Raw genomic sequence first — 17,473 nt, forward strand, 5'->3', positions numbered from 1 at the left:
GTCAGAGCGCAGCATCAGCAAGTGCCGGCAGCATTGTCCCTGAGGGTCCGCGCAGACAATAATCCATGGCATCACTGATGTCAGTCTCTTCAGGGTTGACCTCGACCAACGGGGTGCCCCTCTCCAGCGCGAGGAGAGGCAGGGATGCTGCCGGCTGAACAATACCCGATGTTCCTGCCACCACGACCAGATCTGCAGAACGGATGGTCGCCGCGGCACTGTCAAAGGCGTCCACCGGCAACATCTCCCCGAACCACACCACACCAGGCCGAAGGGTTCCACCGCACTCGCCGCAGCTCGGGGGGTCTGTGGGCTCAGGCGGGAGTACCAACCCGTCGTAATCGGGTTCCGGCAGGTCAGCCAGCTGCGAGCACTCTGCACAACGGTGGTCGAAGATAGAACCGTGCAAATGCGCCAGGACCTGGGCGCCTGCACGTTCGTGGAGGTCATCCACGTTTTGCGTGGTGATGCTGAGGTCTCCGCCGGCTGCGCCCAATTGGCGCTGCCACCTGGCCAAGGCCGTATGTCCCGGGTTGGGATCAACCTGCAGGATGAGCGCCTGCCTCCAGCGGTACCACGTCCACACCAGTGCCGGTGCCTGATGGAACGCCTCTGGGGTAGCGAGGTCCTCAGCTGAGAACTGCTCCCACAGCCCAGTCTGGGCCTCCCGAAAGGTGGGCACGCCGGACTCCGCAGAAATTCCCGCACCTGTCAGCACTGCAACCCGGGACGCGGACCGCACCACCTCGGCCAGCTCCTCCGTCACCTCGTCAAGAACCTGCACACCACCAAGGGTAAAGCTCGTAGGTTTTGGGAGGCGAATTCGCGCCCCGTCAAGTGTCCGCCCACCTCAGCGGGCGCTGGTGGGCGAACTTTCGGCTCGTTCAATTCTGTACTCAAGTACAGCAGTGCACGTGCGGATTCCGCATAACGTGTAGATGTCAACGGAGGAATGACCATCTGAGGAGCACACGTGACTACCATCTCCAGGACCCGCCCCCTCGTCGTAGCCGATCAGCGGTCGGTCTTCACCTTGGTCGCTGTGCACTGGCGTATCCAAACGGACCAATACGTGGAGGGTCACCTCATATCCCTGATGCAGCAAGTGGAAGCACACAGCGGCGTCACCCCCCTCGCGCTGGAATGGTGTTCGGGAGAGGGTTTTCTCGGTGCGGTGGTCAGTCTTCCTCCGGGCGAAGCCGCTCAGTGGACTCAAGCTCTTCGGTCCGCATCCACAGAGAATTTCCTCCTGCCCGATCCTTTTCTCGCCTGTGTGGGACCGTCTCATGAGCTCATCGAGATGGAGGGCCTTGTCTCAACTGCGGGTGAGGCAGACTTCTCAGCTCCTGAAGAGCCGGAGCCCAGCACTCTTCGACGTTCAGAGGTCAGCGGCTTTGAGCAGCTGTTCGTCTCCGGTGAGGATCCCGGGCCGACCGCAGGTCAGGCCGCAACATTCCTCGGAATCTGCTTGCTCGCGGCGGGGCCGGGGACGATCCTTCCCGATTCGGTGACGTCGGCTCACCACAGCGCCCTGCTGCAGGTAAGCCGGACGTTGTCGCGTGGCGCACCCCGCATCAACTGGCAGCTGATCGTCGCTGGCCAGGGAGGGCTTCCGATTATGGCCACAGCCCTGTCACGAGCAGAGGAACTTCTTGAGCGGTGTGAAGCGGACCGACTGCACCGAGCCAGACGGTATGGGCTCGCCAACCTGCGCCGGCCCTGGTGCTCACCTCAGCAATTGGTGCGCTCCCTCGCCCAATATGAGACAGCAGGGTGGGGGGCACAGCTCCTGTTGGAACCTGATGAGGTGCTCAACGCCGTACCCGATGCCGACGTGATTCAGGCTGCGGAGTCTCTCCTGCGTCCGCTGCGCGAGGTCCTGGGACGCTCCTGAGCCGGACACCTCAGCGCGGGGGCCGGCTTCCGGGGGAAAGATCCACCAGTCCCCGTTCAACGGCAGTGACGAGAATCTGCACTCGATCTCTCACCCCGAGCTTCTCCATGACCCTGACGAAACGCGCTTTGATAGTGGACTCCGTCAGGAACAGCTCTTCCGCCATTTCACGATTGCTCATACCGCGGCTGAGTAGGCGGATCACTTCAAGTTCCTTCTCGCTAAGCGTGGCGAGTAGTTCCTTATCGGGAGAAATTTCCGCCGGCACGGAACGCTCAAGACCGCTGACCACATGCCGGGTCACCTGTGCTGAAAGGACAGATTCTCCTGCCATGACTTTATGGATCGCCGATCGGATCTCTTCAGGCGCAGAGTCTTTGACAAGGTAGCCCGATGCCCCGGACCGCAGCAGGTCAACCACGTAGCGGTCCGTTGAGAAGGTGCTCAGTCCCAGAATGCTGATACGTGGGTCTTGGGCGTGTATCTCGGCAGTAGCTTTCACTCCATCCATCACGGGCATCTGCATATCCATGAGGATGACATGCGGTTTCAGTGCCGTCGCCTGAACGACTGCGGAATGGCCGTCGGAGGCTTCCCCGACAACCTCGAGCTCCGCGTCCACAGACAAGTACTCCCGCAGGATTTCACGGGTGAGTGGTTCATCATCCACCAGCAGTACACGAGCCATCCGGCCCCACTCTCTCAAAATATCAGTCGACGCGGCTGCCGATCCCCGGATCCTCCCGGGGCAGACGCATGAGGCTCATTTTGCCACGCTCACCCGGTGGGCTGGAATGCAGTCCTTCCAGCGGCATCACGATCGTGGTCATCCACCGACCCTGTGCTTCCCTGACTACCACGTGTCCGCCGAAGGCGTCGCAACGCGCGCGCATGGCTTCAAGTCCCGTATGCGACGACATGATGGGCTGAGCGGTGGAGACCTCGTTGTGGGCGCAGAGCGTGACCTGGTGCGTTTCGACTCGGAGCAGGAGCTCAGCCTCACTGCCAGGCTGAGCGTGCTTGAGAATGTTGGTCCCCAGCTCACGCACAGTTCGACGCAACGCCTGCCGCATACTGGTCGGAACGCGCGCAGGCTTCCCCTCAATGGTGAGGCTGACTTGGAAGCCGGAGCGCTTCAAGGCGTCGACCACACCGTCAATGTCATGGACGAACCCCACCGCGGTGGCTGTCTCGCCAGACATGGCCCCCGCGTCGAGGAGCTCAACGTCCTCTGAGGCGGTCGGTGCTTCCTTGGCATCAGGTGCGCGCTGCTCTCTTTCATCCTCTTTCAGCAGTGCGACGAGACTGCGGAGGTCTTGGAGGGTCTGGCGCGCGGTGCCGCCGATCCCATGGAGGATCTCCTTGAGCTTCTCCGGGTCTTTGACATAGTCCACGCGGCGTGCCTGCATGGCCATAACGGTGACGTCGTGGGCGACGATGTCATGCAGTTCGTACGCCAGGCGGGTTCGTTCCTCCGCACGGACCAGCGCCTGGTGCTTTTCCAGGTCTCGTATACGGTGTGCGCTACGTTCCTGGCCTCGGCGGTAGACGTTCAAGCTCAGACCAGCAATGGCGGCCAGGAGCACAGCCACTCCGAGGAGGATGACCGGGTCAACAGCTCGTTCTTCGGGCAGCACCAGAGTGGGTACCAGCAGTAGAGACGCGCCGGTAAAGGCAAGGGCTGGCCGCCACGGCAGGAGGAAGCAGCAGAATGCCACCACGATCAGGTTTGGGAATATCAGCCAGATGATGACGAACGAGGGAGCACCGAGCAGTAGAACACCTAAGAGTGCAAGAAACCACACGGGAACCGCGAACTTGGCTCCGCCGAGCGCTAAGGCCAGCAGGGGAAGGAACGGCACCACCATCTCAGTGATGCCCCGTGCAGAACTCAGGTCATATGTGCCCGCGAGGACGTCGCTGCCCATAACGACAATACAGACTGCGAGCAACACCGCGGAGAGTTTTTTACCCCCGGGAAGAGGGCGAATGTCATGAACCCATTGACCAAAGGTTTTTTCGGGCTCAGACATAAGGTTAGTCTATAGACCCGCTACGCCCCAGGGGCAGAAGTGATCAGCAGGTGCGCGTCACCCGGCAAAAGACTCCGCTGATGAATCCTACTTGGGAGAGTTCGGATGCCTCTGCTGCGGCAACTGTGATGGCAGTTTCTTGCGTCGCTTCGAAAGCAGCACCTGCGTCAGCGTGCGATCCGCCGAAGACGCTGGAAGCGGTGAAGGCCACTGCGGCAAACAAACGGATCATGATTCTCTCCAAGCAATACCCGGAAGGTTCCTCGTGAACTCTTCCTGCGATACAACTAAGAATTCCGCAGTTTCTGCCCGATGCACCTGTACAAAAGACCAGACTTTAGGACTTCCGGTTGTAGATGTACATAGAAATCGGAGCGAAGATGACGACGAGGATCGCGCAGTAGATGAGCACAGCAACGATGCTTCCGGCGTCTACCGTCCCATCCATGAGCTCCCGGATAGCTGAGACAAGAACGCTCACCGGGTTTGCCTCCACGACGCCGCTCAACCAGCTCGGCATGGTCTCAGTGGGCACGAAAATATTTGAGGCAAACGTCAGCGGGAAGATGATCGTCATGGACACCCCCATGACGGCTTCCTCATTAGGCATCAGCAACGAAACCATGGTCCACACCCAAGACAGGCAGAAACTGAACACCAAAAGCAACGCGAAGCCGGCCAACACACCGAACAGCCCACCCTCAGGCCTGAACCCAACGATAAAGCCAACTGTCAGAATGATGGTGCCAGCCAGGCCATAGCGCACCTGGTCCCCCAGCAGTGCGCCGACCAATTGAGCTGGTCTCCAGATCGGAAGTGACCGGAAGCGGTCGAAAATTCCCTTGGAGATGTCCTTATTGAGGGTGATGCCGGTGTACATGGTGATCATGATCAGGGTCTGGACGAAGATCCCCGGAATGAAGAACTGGACGTACTCGCTGACTGCCGGGCCACCGGTTTGGCCGGTTCCCGAAACCACAGCACCCATAGCGCCACCGAAGATGAAGGTGAACATTACCGTCATCATGATCGGGAAGATCGTGACGTCGAACAGTTGCATGGGGATGTGCTTGATCTTCAGCAGTGCACGCCAGCCGAATGTGAATGAGCCACTGATCGGACCCGATGGGGATGGTCGCTGGTCGGCTGGCAGCAGCACCCGCTGAATTTTGGCGGCTTCTGCGGAACCCTCTGGATCGGTTCTGGTGGTGGTCTGGCTCATCAGGCAACTTTCTCGGAGTCTGAAGCGGCGGATGCGTCGTCGTTCTCGGTCTCAGCCGGTTTCCCCGTCAGTGCCAGGAACACTTCATCGAGGCTGGGCTGACCGTAGGAGAAGGTCTCCACTGCTACGCCTACTTCTTCTAGGGCTCTCATCGCTGGCGATGCCCCGGCACCTTCGCCCAACCGGATGGTCAGGGCCGCGGTGTCTTTCTCCCGCACCACTAAGCTGCCCAAGTTGCGTTCCAGGACCCCGGCTGCTTCTTCGCGCTGAGCTGGGTCAGCCAGACGGAGCTTCAACGCCCCAGCGCCCACCTGGGATTTCAACTGGCCCGGGGTGCCTTCAGCGATGACTCGCCCGTGGTCAATGACCGCGATCCGGTCCGCCAACTGGTCAGCTTCTTCCAGATACTGGGTAGTGAGCAGGATCGTGGTGCCCCCGGCCACCAGGGTTCGGATGATGTCCCACACTTGGTTCCGGCTGCGCGGATCGATTCCAGTTGTCGGTTCATCCAGGAACATCATGTCTGGGGTGACGATCAGCGACCCGGCGATGTCCAGGCGCCGGCGCATGCCGCCGGAGTACTTCTTGACCTGCCGGTCTGCGGCCTCGGCCAAACCGAATGCGCTGAGCAGGTCCTTACCGCGGCGCCGCGCGTCCTGCTTGGTGAAGCCGAGCAGCCTGCCGAGCAACATCAGGTTTTCGATGCCGGTGAGATCCTCATCGAGGGAGGCGAACTGTCCGGTCAGCGCAATGCGTTCCCGCACAGCTTTCGGTTCCGTGAAGATATCGTGGCCCAATATTCGGGCCTCCCCTGCATCTGGGCGCAGCAAAGTGGCGAGCATCCGGATGGCAGTGGTCTTGCCGGCACCATTGGGCCCGAGCACCCCGTAGATACCTCCACGAGGGATAGTGAGGTCGATGCCGTCGACGGCTACGTTATCGCCAAAGGTTTTCACCAGGCCACGAGCCTCAACGGCGTAGGCAGAGTCAGACACAGATACCTCTCAACAGAACCGTCGGTACTCCAGAATATTACATCGCTTGTGGTGTGAACTGCCCGTGGTACCGGCCAGATCAGTCCAGGCCCAGACGTTGGGCTAGGAACCGGTAGATCAGGGCGTTCATGGTGGCCTGCTGATCAGGGTTCGCCGCTCCCCCATGCCCTCCCTGGGTGTTTTCCCAGTACGTGACATCGGCAGCGACCTGCTCGAGCGCCGCAGTCATTTTGCGTGCATGACCGGGATGGACTCGGTCATCCTTGGTACTGGTGGTCAGCAGAACTGGCGGGTAGTCCGCATCCTGCTGCAGCAGATGGTACGGGCTGAAGGTGTGGATGTAGTCCCAGTCGGTAGTGTCCGGATCACCGTATTCGGCACGCCAGGAGGCACCTGCCAGCAGGTGCGAGTAGCGCTTCATGTCCAGCAGGGGCACCTGGATGACCACAGCACCGAACAGTTCAGGGTATTGGGTGAGCATGTTTCCGGTCAGGAGACCACCGTTGGATCCGCCTCGACAGGCCAGTTGCTGAGTGCTGGTGACTCCGCTGGAGACCAGGTCTCGGGCCACCGCAGCGAAATCCTCATACGCCTTGTTTCGGTTCTCCTTGAGTGCGGCTTGGTGCCACCGCGGTCCGTACTCGCCGCCTCCACGGATGTTCGCCAGGGCGAAGACTCCTCCACGCTCCAGCCACGCCTTCCCCACCAGCGGAAGGTATCCAGGCTTTTGGGAGATTTCGAACCCACCGTAGCCGTAGAGGATTGTGGGCTGCGGTTCTGCGCCTGCGATGGATTCCCGAGGGGCCCCATCGGCCGCGAACTGGACGGTTTCAGCGGGCCCGATCAGGAAGTACGGGATGCGGGTGCCGTCGTCACTGGTGGCGAAGCTCTGCACAGCCGCCAGTCCTTCTGCGTTGAACCGCTCCGGCGCCTGCTTGATCAGTTCGTAGGTCTCCGGCTCCCCCTTCAGCAGCGGTGCCAAAGTCCCGAGGTACCGAGTGGTGGGGGTCAGGAAATCCTGCGCCGTGATCCAGATATCGTCAGTCTCACGTGAATCATAAGCTCCCACTGCGAGGGAGCCGGTGATGTCGCTCAACACGCGTTGGGATTGCCATTCGCCGTTCTCGTCGCGCCAATGCGCCTCGACGTGCTCGACGACGTCCTCCATCACGGTGAGCGCGAAGAGGTTCCTAGTAGCGGTGATGCCCTGCAGGGAGGTGGCTTCAGTAGGTGTGAACAGGGCGGTGAGCTGCCCGGCGTCGGGGTCGTCTTCGCTGCCGTGCAGGAACTCTGCGGCATCTGCCACATAGAGGCTGCCTGCCGGAAGCACGACGCCGCGGACAGTCGCCTCAGTGCGTGGGGCGAAGAAAATTAGATCACGGTGGAAGCCGACGTTGAGATCGGTGGGGACATCGACGAGGGTGAGCGTGAGGGCAGGTTCGCTTCCCAAGGACCCGGAAGATTCCTCATGGTATTCGATGAGGTAGGTCTCTGAGTCGTAGAATCCCAACACCCTTGTGGCGAGGTGCCGCTCGAATCCCGGAGTGGAGTCATAGCCGGCGGAAGCAACCATGTCATCTTCGGCCACCGAGATGATGGGTTCTGCCTCCTCCAGCGCAGTGCCGCGGACCCACCTGCGGGCTACCCGAGGGTACCCGGAGCTCGTGACCGGGGTGTCCTCCTGGGGACCGGCTTGGTCAGTCGAGGAGTAGACCGTATCGGCGTCGATCCAGCTGAGCCCACCTTTGCCCTGAGGCCGGTAGAACCCGCCCTCTTCTGGGGTTATGAAACGGCGGGTGTTGAGGTCAAACTCCCTGGTGACATCAGCGTCAGACCCGCCTGGTGAGAGGTTGATCAGTGCCCTTGAATACCCAGGTACCTCATCGGATGCCTGTTCCGGTCGGAGCACGGAGGCCCCGTGCCATACCCAGGTTGTGCCTTCAACTTCCGAGAGCTCATCAAGGTCGAGGAGCGTCTCCCATTCAGGAGTCTCGGCCTTGTAGGAGTCCAGGGTTGTGCGCCTCCAGAGGCCCTGTGGGTGATCGGCGTCCGTCCAGAAGTTGTAGAGCCATTCCCCCCGCGCGGTCACACCGGGTATCCGGTCTGAGGCATCGAGGATCTCCCGCAGGGAGCTTTTCAGAGGGTCGTACTGTTCGTCCTGAAGCTGACCCTCCGCGGTGCGGTTACGCTGTTCGACCCATGCGAGCGCATCCTCCCCCTCAACATCTTCAAGCCATTGGAAGGGGTCACTGTCCGGTGTGATGAGGCGTTGCATCATGGAGTCAACCCTACCCAGTGTTCTGCAGACCGGCTGCAACTCCCTTGAGGGTGATAAGCAGAAGGTTGCGTGGGTCGTGGGTCTGCTCTTCCGTGAGACCACCGGAGCGGAGCCGGCGGAGTGCGCGCAACTGGATCAGACTGAGGGCGTCCACATAAGGGTTGCGCAGCTGGACGGCACGTCCTAAAACCCGGTGGTCGGCGAGGAGCCGGTCCTGGCCAGTGATCGCGAGTACCCACTTTTCTGTCAGGTGCAGCTCTTCCAACACGGCATTGGCCAGCTCAGCTTTGTCGCCGAGGTCCAAGTAGCGCTGAGCGATCCGTTCATCAGTTTTGGCCAGGGACATCTCAATGTTGTCGATCATCGCGGCGAACAGTGGCCATTCGGCGTAGGCCTGCTGCAGCAGCTCCAAGTCCCCCACTGCTTCCAGCGCTGTGCCGAGGCCGTACCAGCCGGTGAGATTGATGCGCGCCTGCCCCCAGGCGAAGTTCCAGGGAATGGCGCGCAGATCCTCTAAGGACTCCACTGAGAGCCCACGTTTCGCTGGCCGGGAGCCGATGGCCAGGTGCCCGATTTCATCCTGCGGGGTGACTTGGGCGAACCAGGGAGCGAAGCCTTCGGCTTTGACGAGGTCATGGAAACGCGCACGGGAAGCGTCGTCGAGCCGTGTGGCCAGGTCAGCGTACTTCTCCGCAGCGGCAGCGTTGCGTTTCTCCGTCGAGGGCGCGCTGGCCATCAGTGTGGCAGCTGCCACCTGTTCGATGTGCCGCAGCGCAATCTCCGGGTTGCCGTAGCGGGCATCGATGACTTCACCCTGTTCGGTGACTTTGAACCGAAGGTCCACCGAATGCGGGGGCTGGGCCAGAATCGCTCGGTTTGCTGGACCGCCGCCTCGGCCCAACGCTCCACCGCGTCCGTGGAACTGCGTCAGGTGGATGTTGTTCTCCACCGCCCAGGCCGCAATCTTCTCCTGAGCCTGATACAGCGCGAGGGTGGCGGCCACAGGACCGACGTCTTTGGAGGAGTCCGAGTAACCGAGCATGACCTCCATGCGCCGGCCTGTTTGCTCCAGGCGCTTCTGCAGGTGCGGATTTTCCAGGGCTTCTTCCAGGATGCGGGGCGCGTTCTGCAGGTCGTCGTAGGTCTCGAACAGGGGGATGACGTCCAGAACCGGGGCCTGGTCAGACCCGCCCAAGGCTTTCTCCGCAAGGATGTACACGTCGGCGAGGTTCTGTGCACTCTGGGTGAAGGACACGATGTAGCGCCGAGCCGCGTTGACTCCGTAGCGCTGCTGCAGTGAGGCAATCGCGCGGAAAGTCTCCAAGACCTCCTCACCGGGAACGGCCATCTTCTCCACCGAGTCCGGGTCATCCAACCATTTGAGTGTCTGGATGTGGACCGCTGAGTGCTGCCGCACTTCAAGCTCCGCGAGGTGGAAACCGAAAGTTTCTACCTGCCATATCAGCTCCTGGAGCTCACCGTAGGCTGCTCGTTCAGCGCCGGCGGCAACGAGGGAGTCCTGCACTATTTTGAGTTCGGACACCAGTTCTTCGGGGACCCTGTAGGCGAGATCAGCGTTGCGCTCCCGTGTTGCCTGGACGCGTCCAGCGATCGCCAGCAGCACCTGACGGTGCGGCTCCCCTGGTGAGTGTTCAGCTGCGACCTCGGTGAGCTCTTCGGAGAGCTGCTTCTGGTGATTCCACAGTTTCTGCAGGGCGTCCTGTGGTGGGGTGTAACGATCATCCAGTGTCAGCGAAAGCCCCACGGTCCGGGTACGCGCTTCCAGATTCTGCAGGATCCGGTCCGCTGCCTGCGCGACTGCCTGGCGGGTGATGGACGCGGTGACGTTCGGGTTGCCATCGCGGTCTCCGGCGATCCAGGATCCCAACCGAATGAATGCCGGTGCCTTCGGTGCGGCCCGGCCGGCGTCCTCCCCCTGGAGCCAATCGTCCATGCGCCGGTAGGCCTCAGTGAAGACGCTGGAGAAGGATGACTCAAAGACACCAAGTGCGGTACGGACTTCGTCCAGGGGTGAGGGGTTCGAGACCCTCAGCTGAGCGGTGCGCCACATATTGTCGATCTCTTCGATCAGGTCCCGGGTGTTGCGCGCTTGAGCAGCTGCTCCCATACGCGGATCATCACGCTCATCAAGGAGGTTGCCGATTCGGCGCACACTGGCGGTGATGGCGTTGCGTCGGGCTTCGGTGGGGTGAGCGGTGAGCACCGGGTGGAAGCGCAGCTCTTTGAGCCGACGTTCGGCCTCTTCCTGACCGACCTCATCAGCAAGGTGAGTAAACGCGGCGGCAACCGAATCGGAGGGCTTCTGATCTTCCAGGGGCAGCTCACCATCACGGGCGCGGAGTGTGCGTACCCGGTGCTGCTCTTCGGACAGATTGGCGAGCAGGAAGTAGCATGTGAAGGCGCGAGCTACTTCTTTGGCGCGCTCGGCACTGAGACCTTCGACGAACTCTTCGGCCTTGGCAAGTGTCTCTTCGGAGTCCTGCTCCGCTGCAGCGATGGTCAACGAGCGCAGGGTCTCGACGTCGTCCAACAGCCCTTCGGAGCCGTACTCACTCAAGACTGTGCCCAGCAGACCACCGAGCAGCCCCACATCATGGCGCATGGCCTCGGGAATTTCGTGCTCTGCAGCAAGGCGTGAATGGTCAGCTGCCAGTGTGCGCTCTGTCATGGTGCAGTCTCCTCCTCGATCGTCAAACGTAGTGCACGCTTGGAACCAGGCGGGACCTCATCGTCACGCGAGTTGTGCGGTGGACAACACCGTATCAACCAATCACCGCCGGTACTGACCTATCCGGCTCTGCCGGGAGGCGCCGGTGCGCCACGCAACGCTGGACTAGGCTGGAGCCCATGACTGAACAGTCCGGACGTGAGCGGGTGTTGGATGATGCGCAGCACCATGGCGTGGAGATCGAGTTCGTGGATCGGGGCCACGCCACCTCATTGGAGGAAGCAGCGGCGAACCTGGGGATTGAGCCCCGGGAGATCGTCAAGACATTGGTCGCCAAGACCAAGGTCACCCAGACCGCGCAGACCCACAGCTATCTCATGGTGCTCATCCGCGGTGATCAGCAGGTTGATTGGGCGAAGCTCCGCCGTGCTGCAGGAGTGAAGAAAGCCTCAATGGCTGCACCAGACGAAGGGTTCGATGCCACGGGGTACCGTCCAGGCACCATCACCCCGTTCGGCGCATCGGATGACGACGGTGAGCGCTGGCCGGTTTTCGCCGATGCGTCTATCTCGGGGCGGATCTGCATGGGTGCTGGCGAGCCAGGTCTGAATCTCTTTGTTAAGGCCGCTGATCTGTTCGACGCCTTCAGCGTCACCACTGCGGACATCGCCAAGTAGGGCCCACGGGCGGCCTGCGCCTCATTCGGCGCTGCGAAGAGTTCGCCGGCGACGTTCCAGCTCCATCAGGTCAGCATTGACCTGACGGTATTCCTGAGGTGACTCGCTGGGATCCATGCGCTGCAGCCGGCCCAATAGGTTGGCTTTCTCATGCTGGATCTTCAGCTCCACGAGCCGGTTGAGGATCTCCTGACAATAGCGGTCAAGGTGTTCTTCATTCCTAGCAGGGAGGGAGGTGACGGCAAGCTCGGAGACGAATCCGCGCAGTGGCTCGGGCACCTCTTGGCGTACTGTTTCCACCCACACTCTGGGGTCGGAAGCTTCTGCGGCTGCGATCCGGATCCCGTCGTGCACAGCCAGGTGGGCAGGTGCGGTGAACCGTACGGTGAAGATCTCTTCCCATTGCTCAGCGGTCAGCCGTGTGGGGTGCTGCAGAATAACTTCCAACGCCTGCCGCTCCATCATCACCGCAGGGTCCCGCGTGTCGGGGCGTGGGAAGGCGAAACCGCCGACGCCGCTTGCGCCCTGAGGCTCTTGCCCCCCGTACTCGCCGTGTCTCGTTGGGGCATTCCCGTTCTGCTGGGTGGTTCCGGCCGTATGGTGCTGCTGGGGCGTCGTCGTGCTCTTCTGTCCGGGTCCGCCGCGGCGGCCGCCTGCGCTGCGGGATGCACGCACAGCGGTTTTGACCTCATCCACGTCCGTGCCCAACCATCCGGCGAGTTCGCGAGTATAGGCAGCGCGGAGCGAATCGTCCCGGATCTCTGCGACCACCGGTGCCGCCGCGCGCAGTGCGCCGATGCGGCCCTCGACCGCGCTGAGATCCCATTCGCGAAGCCGGCGGCGGATCACGAACTCCACAAGAGGTGTCTTTGACTCCACGAGAGCCTGGACCGCCTCATCCCCGCGGTGTTGGCGGACATCGCAGGGGTCCATTCCCTCGGGCCCCACGGCGATAAACGTCTGGGCGTTGAACTGATGAGCCTCATTGAACGCCTTCACAGCGGCCTGCTGACCGGCTTCATCACCGTCGAAGGTGAACACCACTTCAGCCGGTGTGCCGTCATCGGACAGCAGCCTGCGCGCAATTTTAATGTGCCCCTCACCGAAGGCTGTACCGCAGGTCGCCACGGCGGTGTCGACTCCCGCGATATGGCACGCCATGACGTCGGTATAGCCCTCCACCACCACCAGTTGACGCTTCTTGGCGATATTGCGTTTGGCATGTTCTATCCCGTAGAGCACCTGGGATTTCTTGTAGACGGTGGTCTCTGGGGAGTTGAGGTACTTGGGACCGGGGTCATCCTCGTAGAGGCGCCGGCCACCGAATCCGACGGTGTTGCCGGTCATGTCCCGGATCGGCCACATGAGGCGTCCGCGGAAACGGTCGTAGATGCCATGACGACCCTCTGAGAACATGCCGGTGTGCTGAAGTTCGTCGTCCCGGAATCCCTTGGCGCGCAGGTGCCCCAGGAGGTTGTTCCACCCTTTGGGGGCGTAGCCGACCGCATAGCGCTCAGCGTGCGCACGGGTGAAGCCGCGCCCGGTGAGGAAGTCCCGCCCGATTTGCGCCTCCGGGATGGTGAGGCAGCGTTGGTAAAACTCATCAGCGATCTTGTGTGCATCCAGCAGCCGCTGCCGGCGTCCAGTTTCGGCCTTGTCCGGCCCGGTTCCGCCGTCCTCGTAGCGCAGCTCGATCCCGAACTTCTGCGCCAAGCGCTCCACAGTCTCCTGGAAGGTGGTGTGCTCCATGGCTTGGAGGAAAGCAATCACATCTCCGGATTCACCGCAGCCAAAGCAGTGGTAACTGCCGACCTGCGGACGGATATGGAAACTGGGTGTACGTTCCTCGTGGAAGGGGCACAGGCCTTTGAACGAGCCGATTCCGGCCTTCTTCAGAGTCACGTACTGCTCCACGATCTCCCGCAGATCGGCGCGCTCACGCACAGCGTCAATGTCTTCGCGCCGAATCAGTCCTGCCATGGCACCAATCTACCGGCCCAGCGACGCCGCCGCCTTAACGCCTGTGGATAAACCGAGCGCCTCCCCCACCCACAGGGTCATCACCCCTAGGGGGGACCTTTGGCACTGCCCTAGCGCAGGCCGATAGGCAACAGTGGAGTCAGGCTCGCATCGCGACGGGCACATGCCGAAAGGACTGCTCCGATGACGCTTCCCACTGCTACAACGGGCCCCGTCGAACTGGGCTTGGGGGACACTCCAGCGGCAGGCCCCGCATGGACGATGGGTATCGAGGAGGAGTTCTTACTCGTCGGCCAGGACAACGCGTTGCCAGTCACCCCAACCCGCTCCCAAACGAACAGCCTGCTGGGACTCACAGCCTACGGCGGCACCGCCTCCCCGGAGTGGCTTTCCTGCCAGATTGAACATGCCTCGGCGATTCTGGAGACCAGCGACACGGCTACTCTTGCGCTTCTGACGTTCCGGCAGAAGCTCAGATGCATGGCGCGCGAATTTGGCATGATCGCCGCGCCTATCGGGACTGCCCCGCGCATACAAGAGGCCAGCACTGTCATTAGCGACCAGTCAAGGTATCTGCAGATGGCCCAGTTGGCGCCTGCAATAGCAGCGGACCAGTACATCAATGGCATGCACGTCCACGTCTCTGTCCCCGACCCAGAGACTGGGGTGCAAGCACTCAACGGCATCCGGGCATGGTTGCCCCTGCTGACTGCTCTGGGGGCGAATTCACCCTTCTGGCGCGGCCGCGACTCCGGCTTCGCCAGCTGGCGTGCCATCCACTACCGGCGTTGGATGGTCAACGGTGTGCCTCCGCACCTCCGAGATTTTGCCGATTACCAGACCCGGGTTGAAGCATTGCTTAGGACTGACGTAGTGGCAGATCCTGCTGGTATCTGTTGGCTTGCCCGGCTTTCTCGGTGTCACCCCACCATAGAGATTCGAGCCTGCGATGTGCAGTTGCAGACTCCGGACGCCGTGGTGCTTGCCGCGTTTATGCGCGGCTTGGTGCGCGCAGCCATTGACCAGCAGCCACGAAAGCCTCCCGAACCAGAGCTGCTTGACGCAGCTCACTGGCAAGCGGCGAAGTTCGGTCTAGGCGGTCGATTACTGGACCCATTCACTGGTATGCCGGGACCGGCTGAAGTGTCTATCCGGCAGGCGCTCCATACCGCGGAGCCGTACCTTGAGGATTCTGGAGACGCAGAACTGGTGCGCTCTGGACTTGAGCGTCTGCTGAGTCATGGCACCGGCGCAGCACGCCAGCGGGCGGCCTACAAAAAATCAGGCCTAGAAGGCGTGGCGCGAGACGCCGGAAGAGCGATAGATCTGCTCGATCTTGAACCAGAGCGGATCCGCCCGTCATGAAGAGGACTCGTGACGTGGGACCTTTGGCCCTACCGGAGTCGGCGCCAGTCATAGAGGGTGGATCAAGGGAGGGCAGTGGGCGACTGAACCTTCAGTACTCAACATGCGAAGCGGGCAGCTCCCCGACCGGGTGGTTGTCCGACTTCCTCGGATAAACCCCCGGCGGAGGCACCACATGAACAGCGACAGTCACTCATCACCACGCCCGATCGTGTTCGACCCAGCTTCCCGTGACCCAGCCGTTCTGGTGGGATTCGACGGTTCCGATCAGTCCTTTCAAGCGTTGCACTACGGAGCCCTCGCTGCTCGAAGCAGCGGGCGAATACTGACCGTGGTGACTGCTTTCACGGTCCCAGCCCCGGTTTACACGACCCTGACAGCTGTACCGAATACCTCAGAAGCGAAGACAGCAGCATCCTCTGCCAAGTCGGTGCTCGCAGAAGCTCGTGCGTACCTCCGGGACTACCCAGGCAAGGTCTTCTATCGGGTGGAACAGGGAGACGCTGCGGGGGTGCTTGTGGACCTATCTGCTGTTGCGGAGCTCGTGGTTGTTGGGTCACGCGGCCGCGGCGGATTCGTCGGCCGCATCATGGGATCAGTTTCTTCGGCACTGCCGGCCCATGCTTACTGTCCGACTGTGGTGGTCCATCGCCAATATGTGACCAGCACAGGTGATGGCACCGATCGCTTTGCGCCGCCATCCGATCCGCGCCCGGTCATCGTCGGAATCGACCGATCGAAGCACAGCAGGGTTGCCGCACTCCACGCCGCCCAAGTGGCACAGGAAATAGGTACAACCTTGCATATGCTGATGGCTCTTCCATCACTGGAGGGTTGGGCGGACTGGTATCCCGAGCTCGGGACCACAGACCAAGGGCTGGTGGAGCGGCGGACCTCGCAGTTAGAACGGTCACTGCAGGCCGAAGTGGACTGGGTCGCCGGACACTACCCAACGTTGGCCCTCACGGCCGCCGTCAAGCCAGGAGATCCTGTGATACTGCTCGCCCGGTCGACAGCTCGGGCACAGCTGACTGTGGTCGGCAACCGCGGCCGCAGCGGCTTCACCGGCGTGCTCCTGGGCTCCGTGTCTCGCGGAGTGCTTCTCCGCGCGGAAGGCCCAGTGATGGTGGTCCCCGATATTGAGGACGAGAGACTCAACAACCAGCCACAATTTTCTTGATGAACCTATGCAGGTGGCCCGTGCGTTCGGCAGCAGACCTGACCTGGAGTCAACTCTCTGGAGGAAGGTCTTCAGGTGCAGAAGAGGGTTTCGCTTCGGCACTGCGTTCGTGCGCAAGAAGTAGCATCAGTACAATGAGGGTCAGCACAAGGATGCTGAGCAGCACTAAGAATATCGACACAAACAGACCCCAATAGAAAGTCCATTCGAACATGTGCCACTCTCCTTGCTGATCCCGTTCGAGCTACGGCTTAATTGCCATCTGGTTCGCTTCCGGCGGGGTAGTCGACTTTGCGGAAAGCCCGGTCACTCCACGGCTGCGAATTCTGAGCCGATTGTCGATATGAGTCACACACGGCGAGGCGCCGGTTGTTAGACCTGCCTGTTTCTTCTCCGCGAGCGACCAGACCCAACCAGTGAGAGTCGCAGTCGTATCAATAATGGTGACATTCACATCAGATGCATCGATCAAAGGATTGCGCAGCAATGCCCTCCCGATGCGTTCTTCATCGATCGTGCGGGGTGTCCGAGGGCGGATGGCGATTTGGTTGTCGACTGACTCCACTCCGGCAAGGTGCCCGATCACATGCTGGGCTGCATCTCGCTGGAAGGTCCATTCGACTTGACCGGTCAGAGTCACGTGACCGGACCGCACGTGTGCCTTGACGGCTCTGGGGACGCCAGCGGCCCAGACCAAGGCTTGTGTAACGTCGCCGGCGAGATCAGCATGGGTGTCTCGTGTGATGACACAAGGCTGCACGGTCACGTTGTTCCTGAGCTCGAGAACACCACTGACGCGGCGTATGGCACGACCGCACGCGAGATACCCAAGCTCGTCACCGACCACACCGGTCAGCGTGACCACACCGTTGGCGACCTGCACCTGAACGTCTTCAGTTTCGAGCTCCGGCGTCCAATTGAGCTCTATATCAGCCGCAACTTGAATCACACGGTCGCCACGGCTCATGCTGCTCGCATCCACAGTCGAAATCCCCCTGGTCACCTCGCGCGTTCCTACGCGAGATTCCATTCTGATCCGCATCGATCATCCCCGATAGGGCCATTGGTCCTAGTGATCAGTGGTCCACCACCGGTTGTCGACGACGCGTGAATACTGAACACCTAGCGACGGATGAATTCTGGACATCCGGACCATGCTA

At 61.4% G+C, this 17,473-nt stretch carries 15 protein-coding genes; 4 read left to right on the forward strand and 11 right to left on the reverse strand.

Going from position 1 to position 17,473, the window contains the following annotated elements:
* Position 1 precedes the first annotated feature (1 nt).
* Positions 2-784, reverse strand: a complete 783-nt coding sequence (locus FEF26_RS06620) for an NAD-dependent deacylase (RefSeq protein WP_208012857.1) — start codon at positions 782-784, stop codon at positions 2-4.
* A gap of 189 nt (positions 785-973) precedes the next feature.
* Between FEF26_RS06620 and FEF26_RS06625 the strand changes: the two genes are divergently transcribed.
* A complete protein-coding gene (locus tag FEF26_RS06625; protein WP_138252753.1) occupies positions 974-1,894 on the forward strand; it encodes a hypothetical protein in 921 nt (306 codons plus the stop codon).
* A gap of 10 nt (positions 1,895-1,904) precedes the next feature.
* Here the strand turns inward: FEF26_RS06625 and FEF26_RS06630 are convergent, their stop codons facing one another.
* The 7 genes from FEF26_RS06630 to FEF26_RS06660 all read right to left on the reverse strand — a co-directional run bounded on the left by FEF26_RS06630 (position 1,905) and on the right by FEF26_RS06660 (position 11,111).
* Positions 1,905-2,582, reverse strand: coding sequence for a response regulator (locus FEF26_RS06630; protein WP_138252754.1), 678 nt, complete (start codon positions 2,580-2,582; stop codon positions 1,905-1,907).
* A 22-nt stretch (positions 2,583-2,604) separates the two neighbouring features.
* Positions 2,605-3,927 (reverse strand): sensor histidine kinase, encoded by a 1,323-nt coding sequence (locus FEF26_RS06635; protein ID WP_138252755.1) that lies wholly within the window; start codon positions 3,925-3,927, stop codon positions 2,605-2,607.
* Between the two features lie 43 nt (positions 3,928-3,970).
* On the reverse strand, positions 3,971-4,159 hold the full coding sequence (locus tag FEF26_RS06640) for a hypothetical protein (RefSeq protein ID WP_138252756.1): 189 nt from the start codon (positions 4,157-4,159) through the stop codon (positions 3,971-3,973).
* 105 nt (positions 4,160-4,264) lie between these two features.
* Positions 4,265-5,149: an ABC transporter permease gene (locus FEF26_RS06645; RefSeq protein WP_138252757.1), complete on the reverse strand. Its 885-nt coding sequence runs from the start codon at positions 5,147-5,149 to the stop codon at positions 4,265-4,267.
* Entirely contained in the window at positions 5,149-6,144 is a 996-nt protein-coding gene (locus FEF26_RS06650) for an ATP-binding cassette domain-containing protein (RefSeq protein WP_138252758.1), read from the reverse strand. Before FEF26_RS06650 ends, FEF26_RS06645 begins: the two co-directional genes overlap by 1 nt.
* A gap of 79 nt (positions 6,145-6,223) precedes the next feature.
* A complete protein-coding gene (locus FEF26_RS06655; protein WP_138252759.1) occupies positions 6,224-8,422 on the reverse strand; it encodes a prolyl oligopeptidase family serine peptidase in 2,199 nt (732 codons plus the stop codon).
* Between the two features lie 10 nt (positions 8,423-8,432).
* Positions 8,433-11,111 carry a phosphoenolpyruvate carboxylase gene (locus tag FEF26_RS06660; RefSeq protein WP_138252760.1) on the reverse strand — a complete coding sequence of 893 codons (2,679 nt, stop codon included), beginning with the start codon at positions 11,109-11,111 and terminating at the stop codon, positions 8,433-8,435.
* Between the two features lie 179 nt (positions 11,112-11,290).
* Here FEF26_RS06660 and FEF26_RS06665 point away from each other — a divergent pair, with 179 nt between their 5' ends.
* Complete coding sequence (locus FEF26_RS06665; RefSeq protein ID WP_138252761.1) at positions 11,291-11,788, forward strand: aminoacyl-tRNA deacylase; 498 nt, start codon at positions 11,291-11,293, stop codon at positions 11,786-11,788.
* Between the two features lie 21 nt (positions 11,789-11,809).
* Here the strand turns inward: FEF26_RS06665 and dnaG are convergent, their stop codons facing one another.
* The gene (gene dnaG, locus FEF26_RS06670) at positions 11,810-13,768 is read right to left on the reverse strand and encodes a DNA primase (protein WP_138252762.1); all 1,959 of its coding nucleotides are present in this window, start codon (positions 13,766-13,768) and stop codon (positions 11,810-11,812) included.
* 183 nt (positions 13,769-13,951) lie between these two features.
* Between dnaG and FEF26_RS06675 the strand changes: the two genes are divergently transcribed.
* Together FEF26_RS06675 and FEF26_RS06680 are read left to right on the forward strand one after the other, a co-directional pair.
* Positions 13,952-15,133 (forward strand): carboxylate-amine ligase, encoded by a 1,182-nt coding sequence (locus tag FEF26_RS06675; RefSeq protein ID WP_138252763.1) that lies wholly within the window; start codon positions 13,952-13,954, stop codon positions 15,131-15,133.
* A 175-nt stretch (positions 15,134-15,308) separates the two neighbouring features.
* Entirely contained in the window at positions 15,309-16,313 is a 1,005-nt protein-coding gene (locus FEF26_RS06680; RefSeq protein ID WP_138252764.1) for a universal stress protein, read from the forward strand.
* Positions 16,314-16,362: 49 nt separating this feature from the next.
* On the opposite strand, the gene FEF26_RS15695 is transcribed toward FEF26_RS06680, so the two are convergent.
* Together FEF26_RS15695 and FEF26_RS06685 are read right to left on the reverse strand one after the other, a co-directional pair.
* A complete protein-coding gene (locus FEF26_RS15695; RefSeq protein WP_166432943.1) occupies positions 16,363-16,527 on the reverse strand; it encodes a hypothetical protein in 165 nt (54 codons plus the stop codon).
* Positions 16,528-16,557: 30 nt separating this feature from the next.
* Positions 16,558-17,280: a BON domain-containing protein gene (locus FEF26_RS06685; RefSeq protein WP_166432944.1), complete on the reverse strand. Its 723-nt coding sequence runs from the start codon at positions 17,278-17,280 to the stop codon at positions 16,558-16,560.
* Positions 17,281-17,473: the final 193 nt, after the last annotated feature.

This window comes from Nesterenkonia salmonea (genome assembly GCF_005771525.1).
Classification (GTDB): Bacteria; Actinomycetota; Actinomycetes; order Actinomycetales; family Micrococcaceae; genus Nesterenkonia; species Nesterenkonia salmonea.

What these genes read in the sequence shown, in the direction of transcription:
- FEF26_RS06630 (WP_138252754.1), bottom strand. Translation starts at nt 2,582, where the DNA reads ATGGCTCGTGTACTGCTGGTGGATGATGAACCACTCACCCGTGAAATC.
- FEF26_RS06635 (WP_138252755.1), bottom strand. Translation starts at nt 3,927, where the DNA reads ATGTCTGAGCCCGAAAAAACCTTTGGTCAATGGGTTCATGACATTCGC.
- FEF26_RS06640 (WP_138252756.1), bottom strand. Translation starts at nt 4,159, where the DNA reads ATGATCCGTTTGTTTGCCGCAGTGGCCTTCACCGCTTCCAGCGTCTTC.
- FEF26_RS06645 (WP_138252757.1), bottom strand. Translation starts at nt 5,149, where the DNA reads ATGAGCCAGACCACCACCAGAACCGATCCAGAGGGTTCCGCAGAAGCC.
- FEF26_RS06655 (WP_138252759.1), bottom strand. Translation starts at nt 8,422, where the DNA reads ATGATGCAACGCCTCATCACACCGGACAGTGACCCCTTCCAATGGCTT.
- FEF26_RS06660 (WP_138252760.1), bottom strand. Translation starts at nt 11,111, where the DNA reads ATGACAGAGCGCACACTGGCAGCTGACCATTCACGCCTTGCTGCAGAG.
- FEF26_RS06665 (WP_138252761.1), top strand. Translation starts at nt 11,291, where the DNA reads ATGACTGAACAGTCCGGACGTGAGCGGGTGTTGGATGATGCGCAGCAC.
- dnaG (WP_138252762.1), bottom strand. Translation starts at nt 13,768, where the DNA reads ATGGCAGGACTGATTCGGCGCGAAGACATTGACGCTGTGCGTGAGCGC.
- FEF26_RS06675 (WP_138252763.1), top strand. Translation starts at nt 13,952, where the DNA reads ATGACGCTTCCCACTGCTACAACGGGCCCCGTCGAACTGGGCTTGGGG.
- FEF26_RS06680 (WP_138252764.1), top strand. Translation starts at nt 15,309, where the DNA reads ATGAACAGCGACAGTCACTCATCACCACGCCCGATCGTGTTCGACCCA.
- FEF26_RS15695 (WP_166432943.1), bottom strand. Translation starts at nt 16,527, where the DNA reads ATGTTCGAATGGACTTTCTATTGGGGTCTGTTTGTGTCGATATTCTTA.
- FEF26_RS06685 (WP_166432944.1), bottom strand. Translation starts at nt 17,280, where the DNA reads ATGAGCCGTGGCGACCGTGTGATTCAAGTTGCGGCTGATATAGAGCTC.